This window comes from Mycobacterium sp. 134 (assembly GCF_048282715.1).
Classification (GTDB): domain Bacteria; phylum Actinomycetota; class Actinomycetes; order Mycobacteriales; family Mycobacteriaceae; genus Mycobacterium; species Mycobacterium septicum.
The window spans coordinates 49,410-64,380 of sequence record NZ_JBLVUN010000006.1 but is presented as its reverse complement, the minus strand read 5'-3'; the positions used below and the strand labels follow the sequence as shown (position 1 = coordinate 64,380).

Annotated in this window: 13 protein-coding genes and 1 pseudogene; 4 read left to right on the top strand and 10 right to left on the bottom strand. The window is 64.8% G+C overall.

Translation table 11 applies throughout. The features are described 5' to 3' along the window. Window positions 1–10: 10 nt before the first annotated feature. The 8 genes and pseudogenes from ACNQVK_RS03660 to ACNQVK_RS03625 form a co-directional block, all read right to left on the bottom strand. Window positions 11–883, bottom strand: a complete 873-nt coding sequence (locus tag ACNQVK_RS03660) for a ParA family protein (RefSeq protein ID WP_224863914.1) — start codon at window positions 881–883, stop codon at window positions 11–13. 818 nt (window positions 884–1,701) lie between these two features. Continuing rightward, window positions 1,702–2,004 (bottom strand): hypothetical protein, encoded by a 303-nt coding sequence (locus ACNQVK_RS03655; protein ID WP_224865614.1) that lies wholly within the window; start codon window positions 2,002–2,004, stop codon window positions 1,702–1,704. A 111-nt stretch (window positions 2,005–2,115) separates the two neighbouring features. After that, window positions 2,116–2,394 carry an immunity 63 family protein gene (locus ACNQVK_RS03650; protein WP_224863913.1) on the bottom strand — a complete coding sequence of 93 codons (279 nt, stop codon included), beginning with the start codon at window positions 2,392–2,394 and terminating at the stop codon, window positions 2,116–2,118. A gap of 404 nt (window positions 2,395–2,798) precedes the next feature. Beyond that, window positions 2,799–3,578, bottom strand: a pseudogene (locus tag ACNQVK_RS03645) (transposase); the annotation flags it as partial. 928 nt (window positions 3,579–4,506) lie between these two features. Then, window positions 4,507–4,872 carry a hypothetical protein gene (locus ACNQVK_RS03640; RefSeq protein ID WP_234713725.1) on the bottom strand — a complete coding sequence of 122 codons (366 nt, stop codon included), beginning with the start codon at window positions 4,870–4,872 and terminating at the stop codon, window positions 4,507–4,509. A 352-nt stretch (window positions 4,873–5,224) separates the two neighbouring features. After that, the gene (locus tag ACNQVK_RS03635) at window positions 5,225–5,749 is read right to left on the bottom strand and encodes a hypothetical protein (protein ID WP_043416444.1); all 525 of its coding nucleotides are present in this window, start codon (window positions 5,747–5,749) and stop codon (window positions 5,225–5,227) included. Between the two features lie 107 nt (window positions 5,750–5,856). Next, on the bottom strand, window positions 5,857–6,270 hold the full coding sequence (locus ACNQVK_RS03630; protein WP_043416443.1) for a hypothetical protein: 414 nt from the start codon (window positions 6,268–6,270) through the stop codon (window positions 5,857–5,859). After that, complete coding sequence (locus ACNQVK_RS03625; protein ID WP_047041181.1) at window positions 6,267–7,073, bottom strand: ParA family protein; 807 nt, start codon at window positions 7,071–7,073, stop codon at window positions 6,267–6,269. Before ACNQVK_RS03625 ends, ACNQVK_RS03630 begins: the two co-directional genes overlap by 4 nt. Window positions 7,074–7,423: 350 nt before the next feature. On the opposite strand from ACNQVK_RS03625, the gene ACNQVK_RS03620 reads away from it, so the two are divergent. Then, on the top strand, window positions 7,424–8,827 hold the full coding sequence (locus ACNQVK_RS03620; RefSeq protein WP_025997282.1) for an IS1380 family transposase: 1,404 nt from the start codon (window positions 7,424–7,426) through the stop codon (window positions 8,825–8,827). A 114-nt stretch (window positions 8,828–8,941) separates the two neighbouring features. Here ACNQVK_RS03620 and ACNQVK_RS03615 read toward each other — a convergent pair whose 3' ends face one another. Beyond that, window positions 8,942–9,781 (bottom strand): DUF5677 domain-containing protein, encoded by an 840-nt coding sequence (locus tag ACNQVK_RS03615; RefSeq protein WP_047041003.1) that lies wholly within the window; start codon window positions 9,779–9,781, stop codon window positions 8,942–8,944. Then, window positions 9,778–10,350, bottom strand: a complete 573-nt coding sequence (locus ACNQVK_RS03610; RefSeq protein WP_043416436.1) for a recombinase family protein — start codon at window positions 10,348–10,350, stop codon at window positions 9,778–9,780. The genes ACNQVK_RS03615 and ACNQVK_RS03610 overlap by 4 nt, the downstream gene beginning before the upstream one ends. A gap of 325 nt (window positions 10,351–10,675) precedes the next feature. Here ACNQVK_RS03610 and ACNQVK_RS03605 point away from each other — a divergent pair, with 325 nt between their 5' ends. The 3 genes from ACNQVK_RS03605 to ACNQVK_RS03595 all read left to right on the top strand — a co-directional run bounded on the left by ACNQVK_RS03605 (window position 10,676) and on the right by ACNQVK_RS03595 (window position 14,894). Continuing rightward, window positions 10,676–11,470 carry a cupin domain-containing protein gene (locus tag ACNQVK_RS03605; RefSeq protein WP_157894412.1) on the top strand — a complete coding sequence of 265 codons (795 nt, stop codon included), beginning with the start codon at window positions 10,676–10,678 and terminating at the stop codon, window positions 11,468–11,470. Window positions 11,471–11,537: 67 nt separating this feature from the next. Continuing rightward, on the top strand, window positions 11,538–11,966 hold the full coding sequence (locus ACNQVK_RS03600; protein ID WP_225507950.1) for a hypothetical protein: 429 nt from the start codon (window positions 11,538–11,540) through the stop codon (window positions 11,964–11,966). 315 nt (window positions 11,967–12,281) lie between these two features. Beyond that, complete coding sequence (locus ACNQVK_RS03595) at window positions 12,282–14,894, top strand: excinuclease ABC subunit UvrA (RefSeq protein WP_047041000.1); 2,613 nt, start codon at window positions 12,282–12,284, stop codon at window positions 14,892–14,894. Window positions 14,895–14,971: the final 77 nt, after the last annotated feature.

Sequence of the window (14,971 nt, the reverse complement as noted above, 5' to 3'; positions counted from 1 at the left end):
CTCTCCCCCGTTACTGTTGAGCCTTGAGCGCGAGGTCAAGGACGCTGCGCGCCACCTCGTGCATTTCTTCAACGAAACCAGCTGCCCGAGCGGGTATTTCGCCGGAACGACCAGGGGCGCATACCGCCATCGTGAGCTTGCGCCGCTTGAGGAAGGTGTGGCTGGAAACCACGGGGCCAACCGGGATGTCGAAGGTGTCGCTCAGCTTCTCCAGCTGGCGAAGTTCGGCTTCTGGGGCTGCTTCCACGCGGTTGATGACAAACAGCAGTGGATAGCCTCCCTGCAATTCCTTGGCCATGCTCTCGGTCGCCTTCAGCGCCCGGGTCTCAAGGTTGACCGGGACCACGATGACGTGTGCGGCCGCGACCGCCCCCATCGTGGAGCTCACTCCGCCCGGGTGTGTGTCGACCACCAGCGGTCGGCCTAGCGACTGCGACCACTTCTCCAGTGTCGAGGCCATCTGGTCAGCCGGTGGCTGGTGGATGGCGAAGTCGGGATGCGACGGAATGAGGTCAGCGCGCACTCCCCCGCCCGAGAGAGGGCGTGGCACGCGGCCAGCCTCCAGCGCGTCAAGAAGAGGTGCGGTGGTTCTTGTCTCATGGCGGTACCCCCACGCGCGGGTGGCCCCTCCCTCGTCCCAGTCCAAGTCGACGAGGACTCCGCCGAGCAGGAACGCCAACTCCTTGGCGAGTTCGGTCTTGCCCACTCCCCCCTTCCACGCCGCAACCGTGACGATTAGGCGGGGCAGGAGTTCCATCAGCGCCGGCGACGAGGCGACACCGAGCCGCTCTAGCGCGATGCCGGGCTGCTGCGCCTCAGCGCCGCCTGCCCGCCGCTTGCCGCTGACATTGCGTGTCGCAACACCTGCAGTGCTGTCTGGCATATCGCGCACCCCTTCTGTGCGTGTGTGCACCGCTGACAAGGTGCATATGTGCTGCGTTCGATATTAGTCGACCACGCTGTGTGTGCGTGCACAACTTGTATCGCGGCGCGCCGCACAGCCGATAGCACCCTGACTATTACCTGCCTGCGTGTCAGCATGTACCAGAGCCACTATCACAGCCAATAGCGCAAGACCGTGCCGCGTGCAATGTAATCCTTGATATTGGACGTGATGTTGTCGGCAGTGTTGTGCGCAATGTTGCAGGTGACATTAGCCCTGCTCGGAGGTGCAACATTACAAACTGCGGCCTGTAGTCGCTGCTGACCAACGGTAGCCGCTCGCAGCGCCAGGCATATGGCGGACGTGTCGAAAGCGCGTCAGCGGGCCCTACGCGGCGTTTTCCCAGGTGATCTTCAACCCCCACCGCCCGAGGCCGGGGGGCTCCGAAGGGGCCGGCGAACCACGTGATGCAGACCCAAGCATGCGCACATATGTTCGAGCACGCACCTAGAATGTGGAGCTGTGACGAGGCTACGGCGGACCCGGCGCGGGTATGCGGAACCCGGCCCGCCGCAGCATTGTCCTGGGGGGCATCCGCTCCGTGGGCCGCAGCTGGTGCTTGTAGGGACGCAGCAGTGCTCAACGTGCGCCAACCGGGGGATGGGCCCGCACCGCTCGTATACGTGTAGGAACTTGCGACAGGACGGTCTACGACCCGCCGGCCACCTCGGAGTGTGCCTTCATCGCTATGGATGGCCGCGAAGTTCCGAAGCGCTGAACAGGACCGGGCGCCGCCACAACGAGTCAGCGTGCACGGCTCACCGGCGCGAGCGGTGCACGGTGTAGTTCGTCCACGCAGGGAACTCGCACATGATGATCGGGTCGCGGCCGGCGCGCGTGCAGAGCACTTGGAGAACCCCGTCGCGGACGACCGCGGCGACGTCGGCGTCGGCGGGCAGGTAGCGGGTCGCTGAGACGATGGTGGTGTCATCGTCGGCCACGTCGACCTCGACACTGCCGGCTCCCGCGATCTGGCACTCGCGGTAGTAGTCGACGCTCATCTCCATCAAGCGGCTGGGGGCGACATCAAAAACGAGAATCTTCGGGCTGCGAATCTTCATGGTCACGTCGGGTTTCCTTCCCTCTGATGCACGACTTTCGTGCTGAGGGAACCCTAGAAAACGACAGTGCAGCGATTGAGTCGTCGCGGCCCTCACCTGCGCATTTAGTGGTTAGCTCGCGCGTCGGGTGGGTTTGGAGTTGTGCAGGAGAGCGTCAATCGTGGCCTGCGTCTTCGAGCCCCATCGCGGGTCGAGCGCACTGACGAAGGCGGCCCACAATGGCAGGGCCACGGTCGCTTTGAGCGTGTCGGCGCCGGTGCCGCGCGCGGCGGGGGAGCGGTAGGCAAAACTCCAGGCGACCGCGCGAGCCGCGTCGTCGACGATCCAGTACACCAGCTCGTCGGCGTCGACAGTTTGACGCGTGCCTGGCTGACCGGTCAGTACATCCATGCACCGATAGTGGAGAGAGTTCTCCGCGTCGAGGGTATAGGCGGCGCCGGGGGCATCGACTGCGGGAAATGCTTGGAACTGTGGCCGGGGGAGGGTCCGCCTTGCCGCAATCCTGGCGACCGCGCTCAGTTGCGCCAAGGCGTGCTCAATGCGGTGTTCTAGGCCCTCGTGGGGTGGCGGGCCGCCGACAGTGCGGATGCCTGGTTCGAGGTCCTCCAGGTCGGGCCATGAAGGTAGGGGTGTGGGGGAGTGCTGTGCGGAGTGGTTTAGCCTCGATCCACTGATGAATTGGGGTAGGTGTGCCTCGCTGGGCTGTTGAGGGCTGGTCCTGGTCGCGGGCAGGGGGTATCTGCTGGTCTGTCCAGCTGTTCCTGTGCGCTCCGGTCGGGCCTTTCGGCATATGGTCAGGTGGTGGCGATTTCTGGTGGGCTGTAGCCGATGGTGTTGCGCCACAACGTGAGCCAGTGCTCTGTCCAGGGCCAGTGCGCTGGTAGGTGCAGGATAGGTTGGCGTTGCGGACGGGCCAGGCGGGCCGGGATAGTGATTATCTTGCGGCGCAGTGTCGCCCCGCGGGCGACCGCGTGGGCACCTCCGGCCAGGACGCCGACGGCGCGCAGCAGGTTGTGGGCGATCGCGGCGCACAGGATCCAGGCCGAGTTCGCGCCGAACCGCCCCGAGGGCATGTGCGCCAAAGGTCCGTCGATGAGGTCGGCGAACACGGTTTCGATGATGGCGTGGCGGCGATGAGTGATGTCAGCGGCGTCGACGGGTTCGTCGGAATTGGTGAAGAACGGGTGGTACCGCCACACCGGAAACAGCGCATCGAGGAACCGCGCGTCTTTGACCCGGCGCACGACCAACCGGGCGGTCACCGGAGTCTTGGTGGAACCGAAGGCTGTGTAGGTGGTTTCGGCGACTTCGGCATCGGAGATCCAGGCGCCGGTGTCGGGGTCACGCACAGCACCGGGATAGTTCACCGGGGTCCACGCGGTCTCGGGAATTGCGTCAATGGCGGCGGCAACTGCGGCGGTCTTGGTCAGCACCAGCGAGAACCGGACACCTGCTCGGTGGCAGGCGGTGACCACGGTGCTATTGCCGTAGGCCGAATCGCCACGCACCAGGATCTGCCCGGTGACCCCGGCAGCACGGGCGGTAGCGGCCGCTTGAGCGATCATGCCACGGCCGGGCTTGCCGGTGTGTGTTGTCGGAAATTCTGTGGGCGGGTGCGCTTGCGCGCCCGCTTGGTGAGTAACTCCCTACGGGAGAAAAAGAACCAACGCCGCCTGACGGCGGTAGGTGGAAATCATGCACAACTGGGCGCGTGACAGGACGGGGATCGCGGCGCGGCACCAGGTGGTACACCGAGGGTCGCCGGCCGATGCTGGGGGTGCCTGGTGAGCCGTGGCCACGTTGCGCCTCCACGGCCCACTGGGACACCCGTAGGACGCGCCAGGCAGCAGTCACCGTGCGTACGTCACAACCCACCCGGGACGCGATCGTCGCCCGTGTGACGGCGACGTGGCGGCCAGTAGCGTGATCGGCGTGCTCGGCCATCACCGCAGCGATCGACAACAGCGTGGCCGCGGTGATCGACACCCGTTCCTCGGCGCACAGCTGGCCCAAGGCCGCTGAGTGCGCCCAGTTGCGCAGACCGTCAAGCCAACCGGCGCGACTAGTCCACATCGGTGCACGCGGTGCGCACGCCCCGGCGCGCTGCACCCATTCGCGGCGTCGCTCGTTGGCCAGTGCGCGCACTACGTGCGGGCTGGGAGCGGTAGGAGCTACAGATGCGCCGAGCGACGTGGGCCACGCACGGCTCGCCCGACGTGATCGGGCAATGGAGAGGTCACGGTTTGCGCACCGATCGCGCGGCGAATCTGGTGCAGCTTCGAGGCGTGCGCTACCGTGAGAGCTGTCCGGCAAAGACAGTCCCTTCGGGGAGATGGGTGCGGACCCAGAACCGAGCTGCTAACTCGCTTCAAAACCTCGACAGGGCCTCGCTACGGCGAGGCCTTCGTCATGTCAGCGGGGTAGTCCGCACACCGGCTATTCAGATGTCACATTTGCCAAGGCCTTGTCGTCGCCAAAATTTGAGGCCTGGCGCTGGTGTCGTCACATCGCCAGCGGCAAGACCTCCTCGCCGTGGTCGAGGGTGCGGGCGTATTCGGGCAGCCCGACGTGTACGGAGAGGATGTCGGCAATGTGCGGCGGCACTTTGTGACCGGGTGCTTGTGCTGTGAGGCGTTCAGAAACCTCGCGATGCGGGCGGACCATGATTCGCCCGTAGACATCGCCACGAAGCGCCTGGAGCGCGCGCGGGACGGTTAGCGCTGAGGAGCTGGTGAGTTCGCGGACATGCTGAGGCAGCCCGGCATACAGGGCGAGTACGTCCGCGACATACTGCGTCGCCGAAGAGGAGCCCGCGGCGGCGGCTTTCTCGACGAGGCGCTGGGTGACGGCCGGATGGGTTTTGACCATGTGAGCTGCACGGTCACCTTTGCTTGGGCGAGCCATACTGCACACCCTCGCATCGAAACCCGTTTTGGAAACGCGCGACACGCCTAGGGTGCCCGGCCTGTTTCTAGAACAGCGTTGAACGGCACCGACTCGGGCCGGTTTGTTCGTTTCGGGTGGGCCAAAATGGCTGTTTTTGTGGCGACTGGTTCAAATTGCGCTTTGGGACGCGACTGCTTCAAAAGCGCTGATTGTTGTCAGACGGACGTTTGTGCCCGTATTATTCGTGGTGCCTGTTGCGTTGAGCTTCAGGAAGTAAGCCCGAGACCCGGCCGGACGACCGTGGCGCTCGGGCTTTGCGCTTTCTCGGGCCTGGTCAGACGTCGCGGATGGCCGTGACCGCTGGAGCGATCAGAGTGCGCCAGGGCCCGCCTTTCGCCCAGCACCAGGCGATCGCGTCAGGGACGGCGAGCAGGGCCTCGACGTGGGAGCGTTGGTGCTCGTAGCGCAAGGTGTCTCGACAGCCGGCGGCACGGGTGTATTCGATGAGTTTCTGGTTGTCGAACTTCACCATCGTTTCGTCCTCGTCGAGGATGATGTGCGCCTCGCCCAGCCCGGCGTGGTCGTCAACGAGGGCTTGTAGACATGCTGACCGTCGTTGGCGTTCGTTACGGTGTTGAGGACCGGCGCGGTAGACAGTGGCTTGCACGCCGGCATCGACGAAGGCCTGAGCGATGGTGCGTTTGCGGCCGTCTTTCTCATCCTTCATGTGCAGGTAGCGCTGCCCAGGCAGGAGTAGCCCACGCACCATCTGGCGCAGTCCAGTGAGATCCGTCGAGACGTGGACGCTGGCCACGAGCAGGTAGTCGCGCTGCTTGGTCTCATCGACGTAGATGTGCATGGGCAGAAACGGTAGTTACCTACCGTGCAGTCCCTAGGGGTGAACAGCTGCTACCAGCACGTTCACCGCAATTACGGGCTGATGAAGGGTCCTGACACCTCACCTGATCACGGCATGCGGTCGTTGTGGTCTGGCCTGGGGATGCCCGCACCGTCCAGGTAGGTGTTGATCGCATCGTCCACGGTGTCGGTGATGACGTATCCGCGCGCTTTGATCCATTCCAGTCGCGCCAACGTCCCTGAGTGCAGCTGCGTCGCGAACGGGTTCTTCGCCTTGCGTTGCCGGGGCTTCAACCGCACTGCCAGCTCTGCCGACTCCTGGTCCTGGTTCGGTGTCGGTGCCGCCGACGCGGGTCGGGGAGGCGGATTTTCATCGTCCGGTTGCGGCGATGTGGCCTCTGCTGCCGGTGCCGCAGGGGTTTGTTCGGGTTGGACCCGGGCGGCCTGTGCCCGGCGCTCTGCGCGAGACAAGGGCCTGGTGGAGCCCACCTCCAAGCCACTGGGTTTCGATGCGGCGTTCATGCTGCTTGCCGCCTCGCCACGATCCGTTCGGCGATTTCTCGGTATGCCACTGCTGCCGTACAGGTGGGGGCATGCACCTGGACCGGGATGCGCTTCCCCTTGGCCTCCACCACCCGCACGGTATGCGGGATTTCACCCAGGTACGCCCCGCCTGCGGACCACTCCCCCCAATCGGTGCGTAACTGCCTGCGCACGTCCTTGCTGGCCTTCGGGTTGCCGTCGAAGTCAGCTAGCAGCACGTAACGGATTTCCACGTCAGGGTTGAGCGTCTCTTGGACATCGAGAACGGCGTTGCCCAACTCGACCAGGCCGTCGATTTCGTCGGGGCCGGCCTTGAGGACCGCCAAGACGTAATCGGCAGCCGCCAGTGCCGCCGTCGTCAACTCCCCTAAGGCCGGCGGGCAGTCCATCAGCACGAAGTCATAGCCCTCGAGGTCGTCGAGCTGGCGGGCTAGCCGCAGCTGACCGCCTGAACCGAGCCCTGTGCGCTCCAGCTCCTTGAGCGCGAGATGGCCGGGCGCGACGTCGATGCCGAACTCGCTCGGCCTGATGACAGTTGGCAGCGGAACCCGCATTGCCCTGTCCGGGTGCAGCACCTCGTACATCGAGGCATCGTCGGCGCCGAGGTCGACGCCGAGGCCTTTGGTGCTGTGGGCCTGCTGATCCATGTCGATCAGGAGAACGCGGAACCCCATCGCGGCGAGGCTGGCACCCAGGTTGATCGTGGTTGTGGTCTTTCCCACGCCTCCCTTTTGCAGCGCCACTGCCACGATTTCACACTGCCCAGCGGCGGAAACATTCATGGCTGCGATCTTACTACTTACATGTCTACATGTGCACTTACATGTAAGGAAACATGTATGTAAGTTAACATGTATGTATTTACCCGGAGGTCCGCTCAAGGCGGCGTCAACTTAATCCGGCGTGCGCCAGGGCTACCCGCGGGCATGAAGACCGCCACGTAATCAGGTTGGAGGTGCGGGTGGAGATCACTGGCGCGCAGGTCGACGGGCAACCCGGCTTCTTCGCCTAAGCCTCGATCCACCGATGTATCGGCTGGTCGCAGGGTGTCGGAATGAGGAAAGTGCCCTTTGAACTGGGAAGATTGGTGTTCTCGACGCACTAATCAGTCCAGGTCAGAAAGGCACTTCCGGTGAAAGTGTCCCATAGTTTCGCTGTGTCGTCGGCGGTCTTCGATGATGACCATCTCGTGTCCTGTGCTGGATTGGTCCCGGTGATGACCCTGGCGGCCCAGACTGCCTTGCCGCAGCTATTACGTGACAAGGTGGTCATTGCCGAGCCGAGGATCAAGTCCGGGGCGGCCAACCCGGCACCGAAGCTGAGCACAGTCATCGCGGGCATGTGTGCCGGTGCGGACTGCATTGACGATCTCGACCTGGTGCGGGCAGGTGGGATGAAGACACTGTTCGGCGGCGTGTATGCACCCTCGACCATCGGAACTTTGTTGCGCGAGTTTACTTTCGGACACGCCCGCCAGCTCGAATCGGTTTTGCGCGAGCACCTGGCCGGACTCTGCGCGCGGGTCGATCTGTTGCCTGGCGCCGACGAGCGCGCGTTCCTCGACATCGACTCACTGCTGCGTCCGGTCTATGGCCACGCCAAACAAGGTGCTTCCTACGGACACACCAAAATCGCGGGCAAGCAGATCCTGCGCAAGGGCCTGTCGCCGTTGGTCACCACGATCAGCACCGCCACGAGTGCGCCGGTGATCACCGGCGCCCGGTTGCGAGCCGGGAAGGCCAACTCCGGCAAGGGTGCGGCCCGGATGATCGCCCAAGCCGTCGCCACCGCCCGCACCGCCGGGGTCACCGGCCAGATTGTGGTGCGCGGCGATTCGGCCTACGGCAACAGCACCGTGGCCACAGCCTGCCGCCGCGCCGGTGCCCAGTTCTCGTTGGTGCTGACCAAGACCCGCGCCGTCGCTGCAGCCATCGAGTCCATCGACGAGAGCGCCTGGATTGCAGTGGAATACCCCGGAGCGGTCCGTGATCCCGACACGGGAGCCTGGATCTCCGATGCCGAAGTCGCCGAGACCACCTACACCGCCTTCACCTCCACCGACAACCCGATGACCGCCCGGTTGATCGTGCGTCGGGTCAAAGATGCCCGCTTTCCTGATGCGCTGTTTCCGGTGTGGCGGTATCACCCGTTCTTCACCGACACCGACGAACCCACCGTTGCGGCCGACATCACCCACCGCCGCCACGCGATCATCGAAACCGTGTTCGCCGACCTGATCGATGGACCCCTGGCTCACATGCCTTCGGGACGTTTCGGAGCGAACTCGGCGTGGATCCTGTGCGCCGCTATTGCCCACAACCTGCTGCGCGCCGCCGGCGTCCTGGCCGGTGGAGCCCACGCAGTCGCCCGGGGCGCCACACTGCGCCGCAAGCTCATCACCGTCCCCGCACGCCTGGTCCGACCGCAACGCCGACCCCTTCTGCACCTACCGAGCCACTGGCCCTGGGCTGACCACTGGCTTACGCTGTGGCGCAACACCATCGGCCACAGCCCACCACTCACCGCCACCACCTGACCACCTGGCCGAATAGGCCCCTACCGGAGCGCACAGGGAAAAGCTGGGCAGACCAGCGGTTACGTCACGCTCACAAGCCCACCAAACGACAACCAGCCACGGCAGACACATCAATCACTCAAGTCCACGGATCGAGGCTAAGCGGAGCACCTCGGCTGCGTCCGGGTGCCCAGCTCTCGATACTTCGAGGACGTAGAGCGCCCACAAACTTGAAACAGCCATACCGCGAATCAGTTCCGGCGAATCCAATTCGGCCCCGAACGGTCTTATAGGGCCCACAACAACTTCCGGGGGAGGCGTGATGTCGAAGTGCGCCCGGACGAGTCCATACGTCGGATGGACTGCCTGCGATAGATCGCGGTAAATTCCATAGAGCAAGCGAGTGGATGAGAACCTCTCGCAAAGGTTGAAGACCGACCAGACCGAGACTGGTTTCTCGCCGAGGAACTCACTCAACTCTTCGGCCAGAGCGGCGGACTCGGCCAGGTTGGGTGTATCGGCGGCGGCCCGTACGACTGCGTCAATGAACTCACTCGACCGTCGGTGATCCTGTAGTGACATCTGTTGTGCGAGCAAGTCTTCCCCGTCCTTGGTCCATAAGACCCACTGCGCAGTCAGAGCGTGCTCGAACGCGATCCGAACACAAGACATGGCCACCCAGGGAGATGATGAATGCAGAGTTACCGCGGCCTCGACGTGGTTCAACGCATGAGCGGCCAGCGGAAAACAGACTCGAAACTTCCTGCTCAGCTCAGGGTTTAGTTCCGGTGTCGACGTCTGCTCCTGCCACGACGTGCGCCACCGATCAAGTGCCACGTTGACCACCGTCATCCAGCCGGTCTCCGTCTCGTCCACTCGATCGGCGTACTGAGATTCGAGCCTTGCCACCTTGTGCATCAGCTCGATGCGAGGATCGTCACCACCTGGTGCTGGGATACGCGGGATCTCGTTCACGTGGCCCGACTCCGGCTCAAATATCGGTACGCGGTCGCACGCCCGATGCCGAATGCAGCGGCGAGCTCGTCGACCGGTTCACCGGTGGCTGCCAGCCGGCATAGCTGTTCCTGGCGTGCGGCGCTGAGCTTCGGCGGTTTAGTGGCTGGCAGGCTGCGCGATCGGCGGGCTTCACGTGAGGCGGCGCGTCGTTCACGGCCGAGTTCAAGTTCCAGTTCAGCCAGGGTCGCCATGATGGCAGCGACGGCACGGCCGGTGGGAGTTGCGGTATCGATGCCCTCGCGGAGGGCGCGCAGCACGATTTCTCGCTTGTCGAGGTCGGCGATAGTGCGAGTGACTTCGGCAGCGGAGCGCCCGAGACGGTCAATAGCGGCCACCACAACGGTGTCTCCGCTTCGGGCGTAGTCGAGCAGCGCAGCGAGACCAGGACGGGCGGTGCCAACCGCTCCAGAGAGTTCGTCGGTGAAAACCCGTTCCGGGTCGACGCCGGCTGCTGCGAGGGCGTTGCGTTGAGCGGTGAGGTCCTGGCCGGTGGTGCTGATTCGGGCGTAGCCGAGAATGGCTGTCATTCGTTCACTGTCTCACCTGGCGGCGACAGGGAAGATGCGAGACACGCTGTGTGAGACGAGATATGAGACGGTTCCACCTGGGGCGATGCGACGGGGGAGTGGGCGCCTCAACCGTGTCTCGTTTCTTTAGAAGCGAGACGCGCTGGAACTGCACCCGGGGAAACCTCGATCTTCTTCGTGGTGGGGGCGCAGCAGCTACGGCCCCGCACCTTTGAACAGAGGTTTTGCGCACATCCGGCGGGGCACTCCCACACAATGTGGGCGCAATCCTGAACGCGTCTGGCGGCGCTATCGCATAGATTCAGCGATGGAGGGAGGCGACAAAGTGCCTGAGCGCGATGCGGCCACGTCTCCAGAAACTGCGACGTGGTCCACCCACGCGGTCGACGCTGACGCCGCCGTCGACTATTGGCGCTCGGTGCGACGCCAGGCTTACGTCGATGTTGCGCCGAGCCCCTATGATCGGAGTTTCTCCGGCGAGATTAGCTATGCCGACTACGGTGACTTTGCGCTGTCCGTCAAGCGGGCCAGCGGCGAGAAGGTCAGTCGAAGCAGCACTCTGATATCCCGGGGGGCCGAAGCGGAGTACCTATACGCGTTGTTTCAGAGCCGTGGCACGGGAGTCGTCACGCAGGCTGGCCACAGCGCGGAAGTCCGACCTGGCCGGGTGGTGATCTATGCCAGCGCGCGGCCGTTTTCGTTGGACTACCGCGATCCGTACGAGCAGGTCGTGGTTCATCTACCGGCCGAGCGTGCATTCGCTGACGCCGGCTTGCGGCCTAGTACTGATCTGCTCGCGGTGGAGATCCCCGTGGACGGGGCGCTCTCGTCAGTGTCCGCGTTCTTCCAAAGTTTGGCTGCTACGCAAACCACCGACCCGGAGGGAGCCGGCCTGCTGGCCCCGTACGGGGCGAACCTGGCCAGTTCCTTGCTCGCCTACGCAGCGAGAACTCGAGGTGTACAAGACCTTTCGCTCCTGCTGCAGCGCGAGCGGGCCCTTGCTTACCTGCGCCACCACCTCGGCTACCCAGACCTCGATGTGGACCGGATCGCCGTCGGCTGCCACGTGTGTCCCGCCGCACTCTGCACCGATTGTTCGAGGGCACCGGACAAACCGTGACCGCGCATCTGCGCACCATGCCGCCCAGACTCGCTCGCGGCCGTACCAGAAGAACGACCAGGCGCATGTGGAGTCGAAGAACCACCATGTGGTGCGCAAACACGCGTTCTACTGGCGCTACGACACCCCCGACGAGCTAGAGCTGCTCAACCGGCTGTGGAAGCTGGTGTCGCTGCGCCTGAACTTCTTCACCCCGACCAAAAAACCCGTTGGCTACACCACCACCGCAAACGGTCGCCGCAAGCGCATCTACGACAAGCCGGCCACCCCGTGGCAACGCCTGCAAGCATCAGGACTCCTTGAAGCACAACAACTCTCGAACGTTGCCGACCGAATCGAGGGCATCAACCCGGCCGATCTGACCCGGCAGATCAACACCATCCAAATGCAACTCCTGGATCTGGCCCAGGCCAAGACCGAGGCCCTCACCGCCGCCCGCCACCTCGACCTGGAAGCATTGCAACCGTCAATCAACCGATTGGCCACGGCGAAGTAACGCAAGCCCCCACGCGCTCATTATGCGTGAGGCACCAGCTCACCCTTCGCGCTCACAATTAGGTGAGGCACCTCGTAGCGCGACGTGCAGGACCGGCTCGATCCGTCGCCGTAACTTCGTCAGATCAGCACCACCGAGCGCAGCACCTCGCCGGGCGTGCATCTTGTGGAGGGGCCCGCAGCATCCTTCAAAAGGAATGCGCAGCCCGGCCATCCTCTGCGGGCCAAACTGGCACGGGACGTCAGGGTTGTGGCACGCATCGACAGTGGGATGTCCCGCCGCCATTGCTAGCCTCGTCGGACGAGGAGATGAGTAGTGGAGCCAGATAATAGAGTTCGGGTGCGCGGTGCCCGCGAGCACAATCTGCGCGGCGTCGACGTGGAGGTGCCGCGTGATGCCCTCGTCGCGTTCACCGGGGTGTCGGGTTCGGGCAAGTCATCGCTGGCCTTCGGCACGCTCTTCGCCGAGTCCCAGCGGCGGTACTTGGAATCGGTGGCGCCGTACGCGCGGCGTCTGATTGATCAGGTGGGTGTCCCGGATGTCGATTCGATTGAAGGGATGCCACCTGCGGTCGCGTTGCGGCAGCAGCGCGGTGGTACCAGTACCCGTTCGTCGGTGGGCAGCGTCACCACGCTGTCGAGTCTGGTCCGGATGCTGTATTCGCGTGCGGGCACCTACCCTGCGGACCAGCCGATGCTCTACGCGGAGGATTTCTCGCCCAACACCCCGCAGGGTGCCTGCCCGACGTGCCACGGTATGGGCTGGGTGTATGAGGTGACCGAAGCACTGATGGTGCCCGACCCGTCGTTGTCGATCCGTGAGCGTGCCATCGCCTCATGGCCGCCGGCCTGGTACGGGCAGAATCTGCGCGACATCCTTACCACGCTCGGCTACGACGTCGACGCTCCGTGGAAGACGCTGTCGCGCAAGGACCGCGAGTGGATTCTGTTCACCGAGGAGCGTCCGACGGTGCCGGTGTACGCGGGCTTCACCCCGGCGGAAACTCGACGCGCCGTGAAAGCCGATATGGAGCCCAGCTATCAGGGCACCTTTATCGGTGCCCGCCGCTACGTCCTCGACACGTTCGCCAACACCAAGAGCGCTGCGGTCAAGAAACGGGTCTCTCAATTCGTCGGAAGCGGCCCATGCCCGGCGTGCCACGGAAAGCGGCTCAAACCCGAAGCGCTGTCGGTGACATTCGAAGGTCTGGACATCGCCGAGCTGTCGCGGCTCACCCTCGACCAGCTCGCCGCGCTGTGCGCCAGGGTGCTCAGCCCGCGGTGGAAGCCGGCCACCTCCGGTGCGGCCCTGAACCAGAAGACACGAAAGTCGGCGGTCAACGCGCGGGTCGTGGCCGGGGGTTCCGCGCATGCCGCGGCACCAGATGTCCGGCAAACACCCAACATGTCAGACGAAAAGCGCGCCGCTGCACAGCGATTGGTCGCAGAGCTGCAGGAGCGGCTGCAACCGCTCATCGATCTGGGACTGGGATACCTCTCCCTGGCCCGCAGCACGCCGACGCTATCGGGCGGGGAACTGCAGCGCGTGCGGCTCGCGACGCAACTCTCGTCACAACTGTTCGGCGTCGTCTACGTCCTCGACGAGCCGTCGGCCGGTCTGCACCCCCGCGACCGGGACGCCTTGCTGGACATCTTGGCCGGCCTCAAACGCAGCGGCAACAGCGTCTTCGTCGTCGAGCACTCGCTGGATGTCATCGCCGCGGCGGACTGGCTGGTTGATATCGGGCCCGGCGCCGGGCTGGACGGCGGCCAGATCCTCTACAGCGGTCCCCCGGCCGGGCTGGCCGATGTCACCGACTCGGTCACCCGCCGCTATCTGTTCGGCGACGAGACCCGCGTCGCCTCGCGCACACCGCGGGAGCGCAGTGACTGGCTGCAACTCGCTGGTGTGCAACGCAACAATTTGCATGATCTGTCGGTATCGGTGCCGTTGCGCTGCCTCACCGCGGTCACCGGGGTGTCCGGGTCGGGCAAGTCGAGCCTCGTCGCCCAGGCCCTACCCGAGATCGTCGGTGAGCACCTCGGCCGTCCGGTGCGGTTCGACGACGCCCGCGACGACGACCTGCTCACTGAGGCCACGCAGGTCACCGCCTCGGGCGAGGTGCTCGGCGACCCCCACGGTGTGCGGCGGGTGGTGTGCATCGATCAGAAGCCGATCGGCCGCACACCGCGATCCAACATCGCCACCTACACCGGGCTGTTCGACCACGTTCGCCGGCTCTTCGCTGACACCCCCGGGGCCAAGAAGCGCGGCTACAAACCCGGACGGTTCTCGTTCAACGTCAGCGGCGGACGATGCCCGACCTGCGAAGGGGAGGGTTGGGTGATGGTGGAGTTGCTGTTCCTGCCCAGCGTCTATAGCCCGTGCCCCGACTGCCACGGAACCCGTTACAACCCCGCGACTCTCGCGATCCGCTGGCGGCACAAGAACATCGCTGAGGTACTCGAACTCAGTGTGTCGGCGGCCCGGGAGTTTTTTGACGGCGAACCCGCCGTGCTGCAAGCTCTGGAGGCGCTGTGCGATGTCGGGCTAAGCTACCTGCGGCTCGGGCAGCCGGCCACTGAACTGTCCGGCGGCGAGGCGCAGCGCGTCAAGCTCGCCGGTGAACTGCAGCGTGCCCACCGCGGTGACACGCTCTACCTGCTCGACGAGCCCACCGCCGGACTGCATCCCGCCGACACCGACCGGCTGCTGGCACACCTGCACCGGCTCGTCGACGCCGGCAACACCGTGGTCGCCGCCGAACTGGATATGCGGGTGGTCGCCCAGGCTGATCACGTCATCGACATGGGACCCGGCGCAGGGGGCGCCGGTGGCCGCATCGTCGTCGCCGGTACCCCGCGGGAGGTCGCGGCATACCGGGACAGCGCCACCGCCGCGTATCTTGCCGCTGAACTCGCCGACTGACGCCTTGGCACGGATTGTCATAACGGTGGCGCGCGCGGTCACCGACACGATGCATGGTCCTGCATACGCTGACAGGA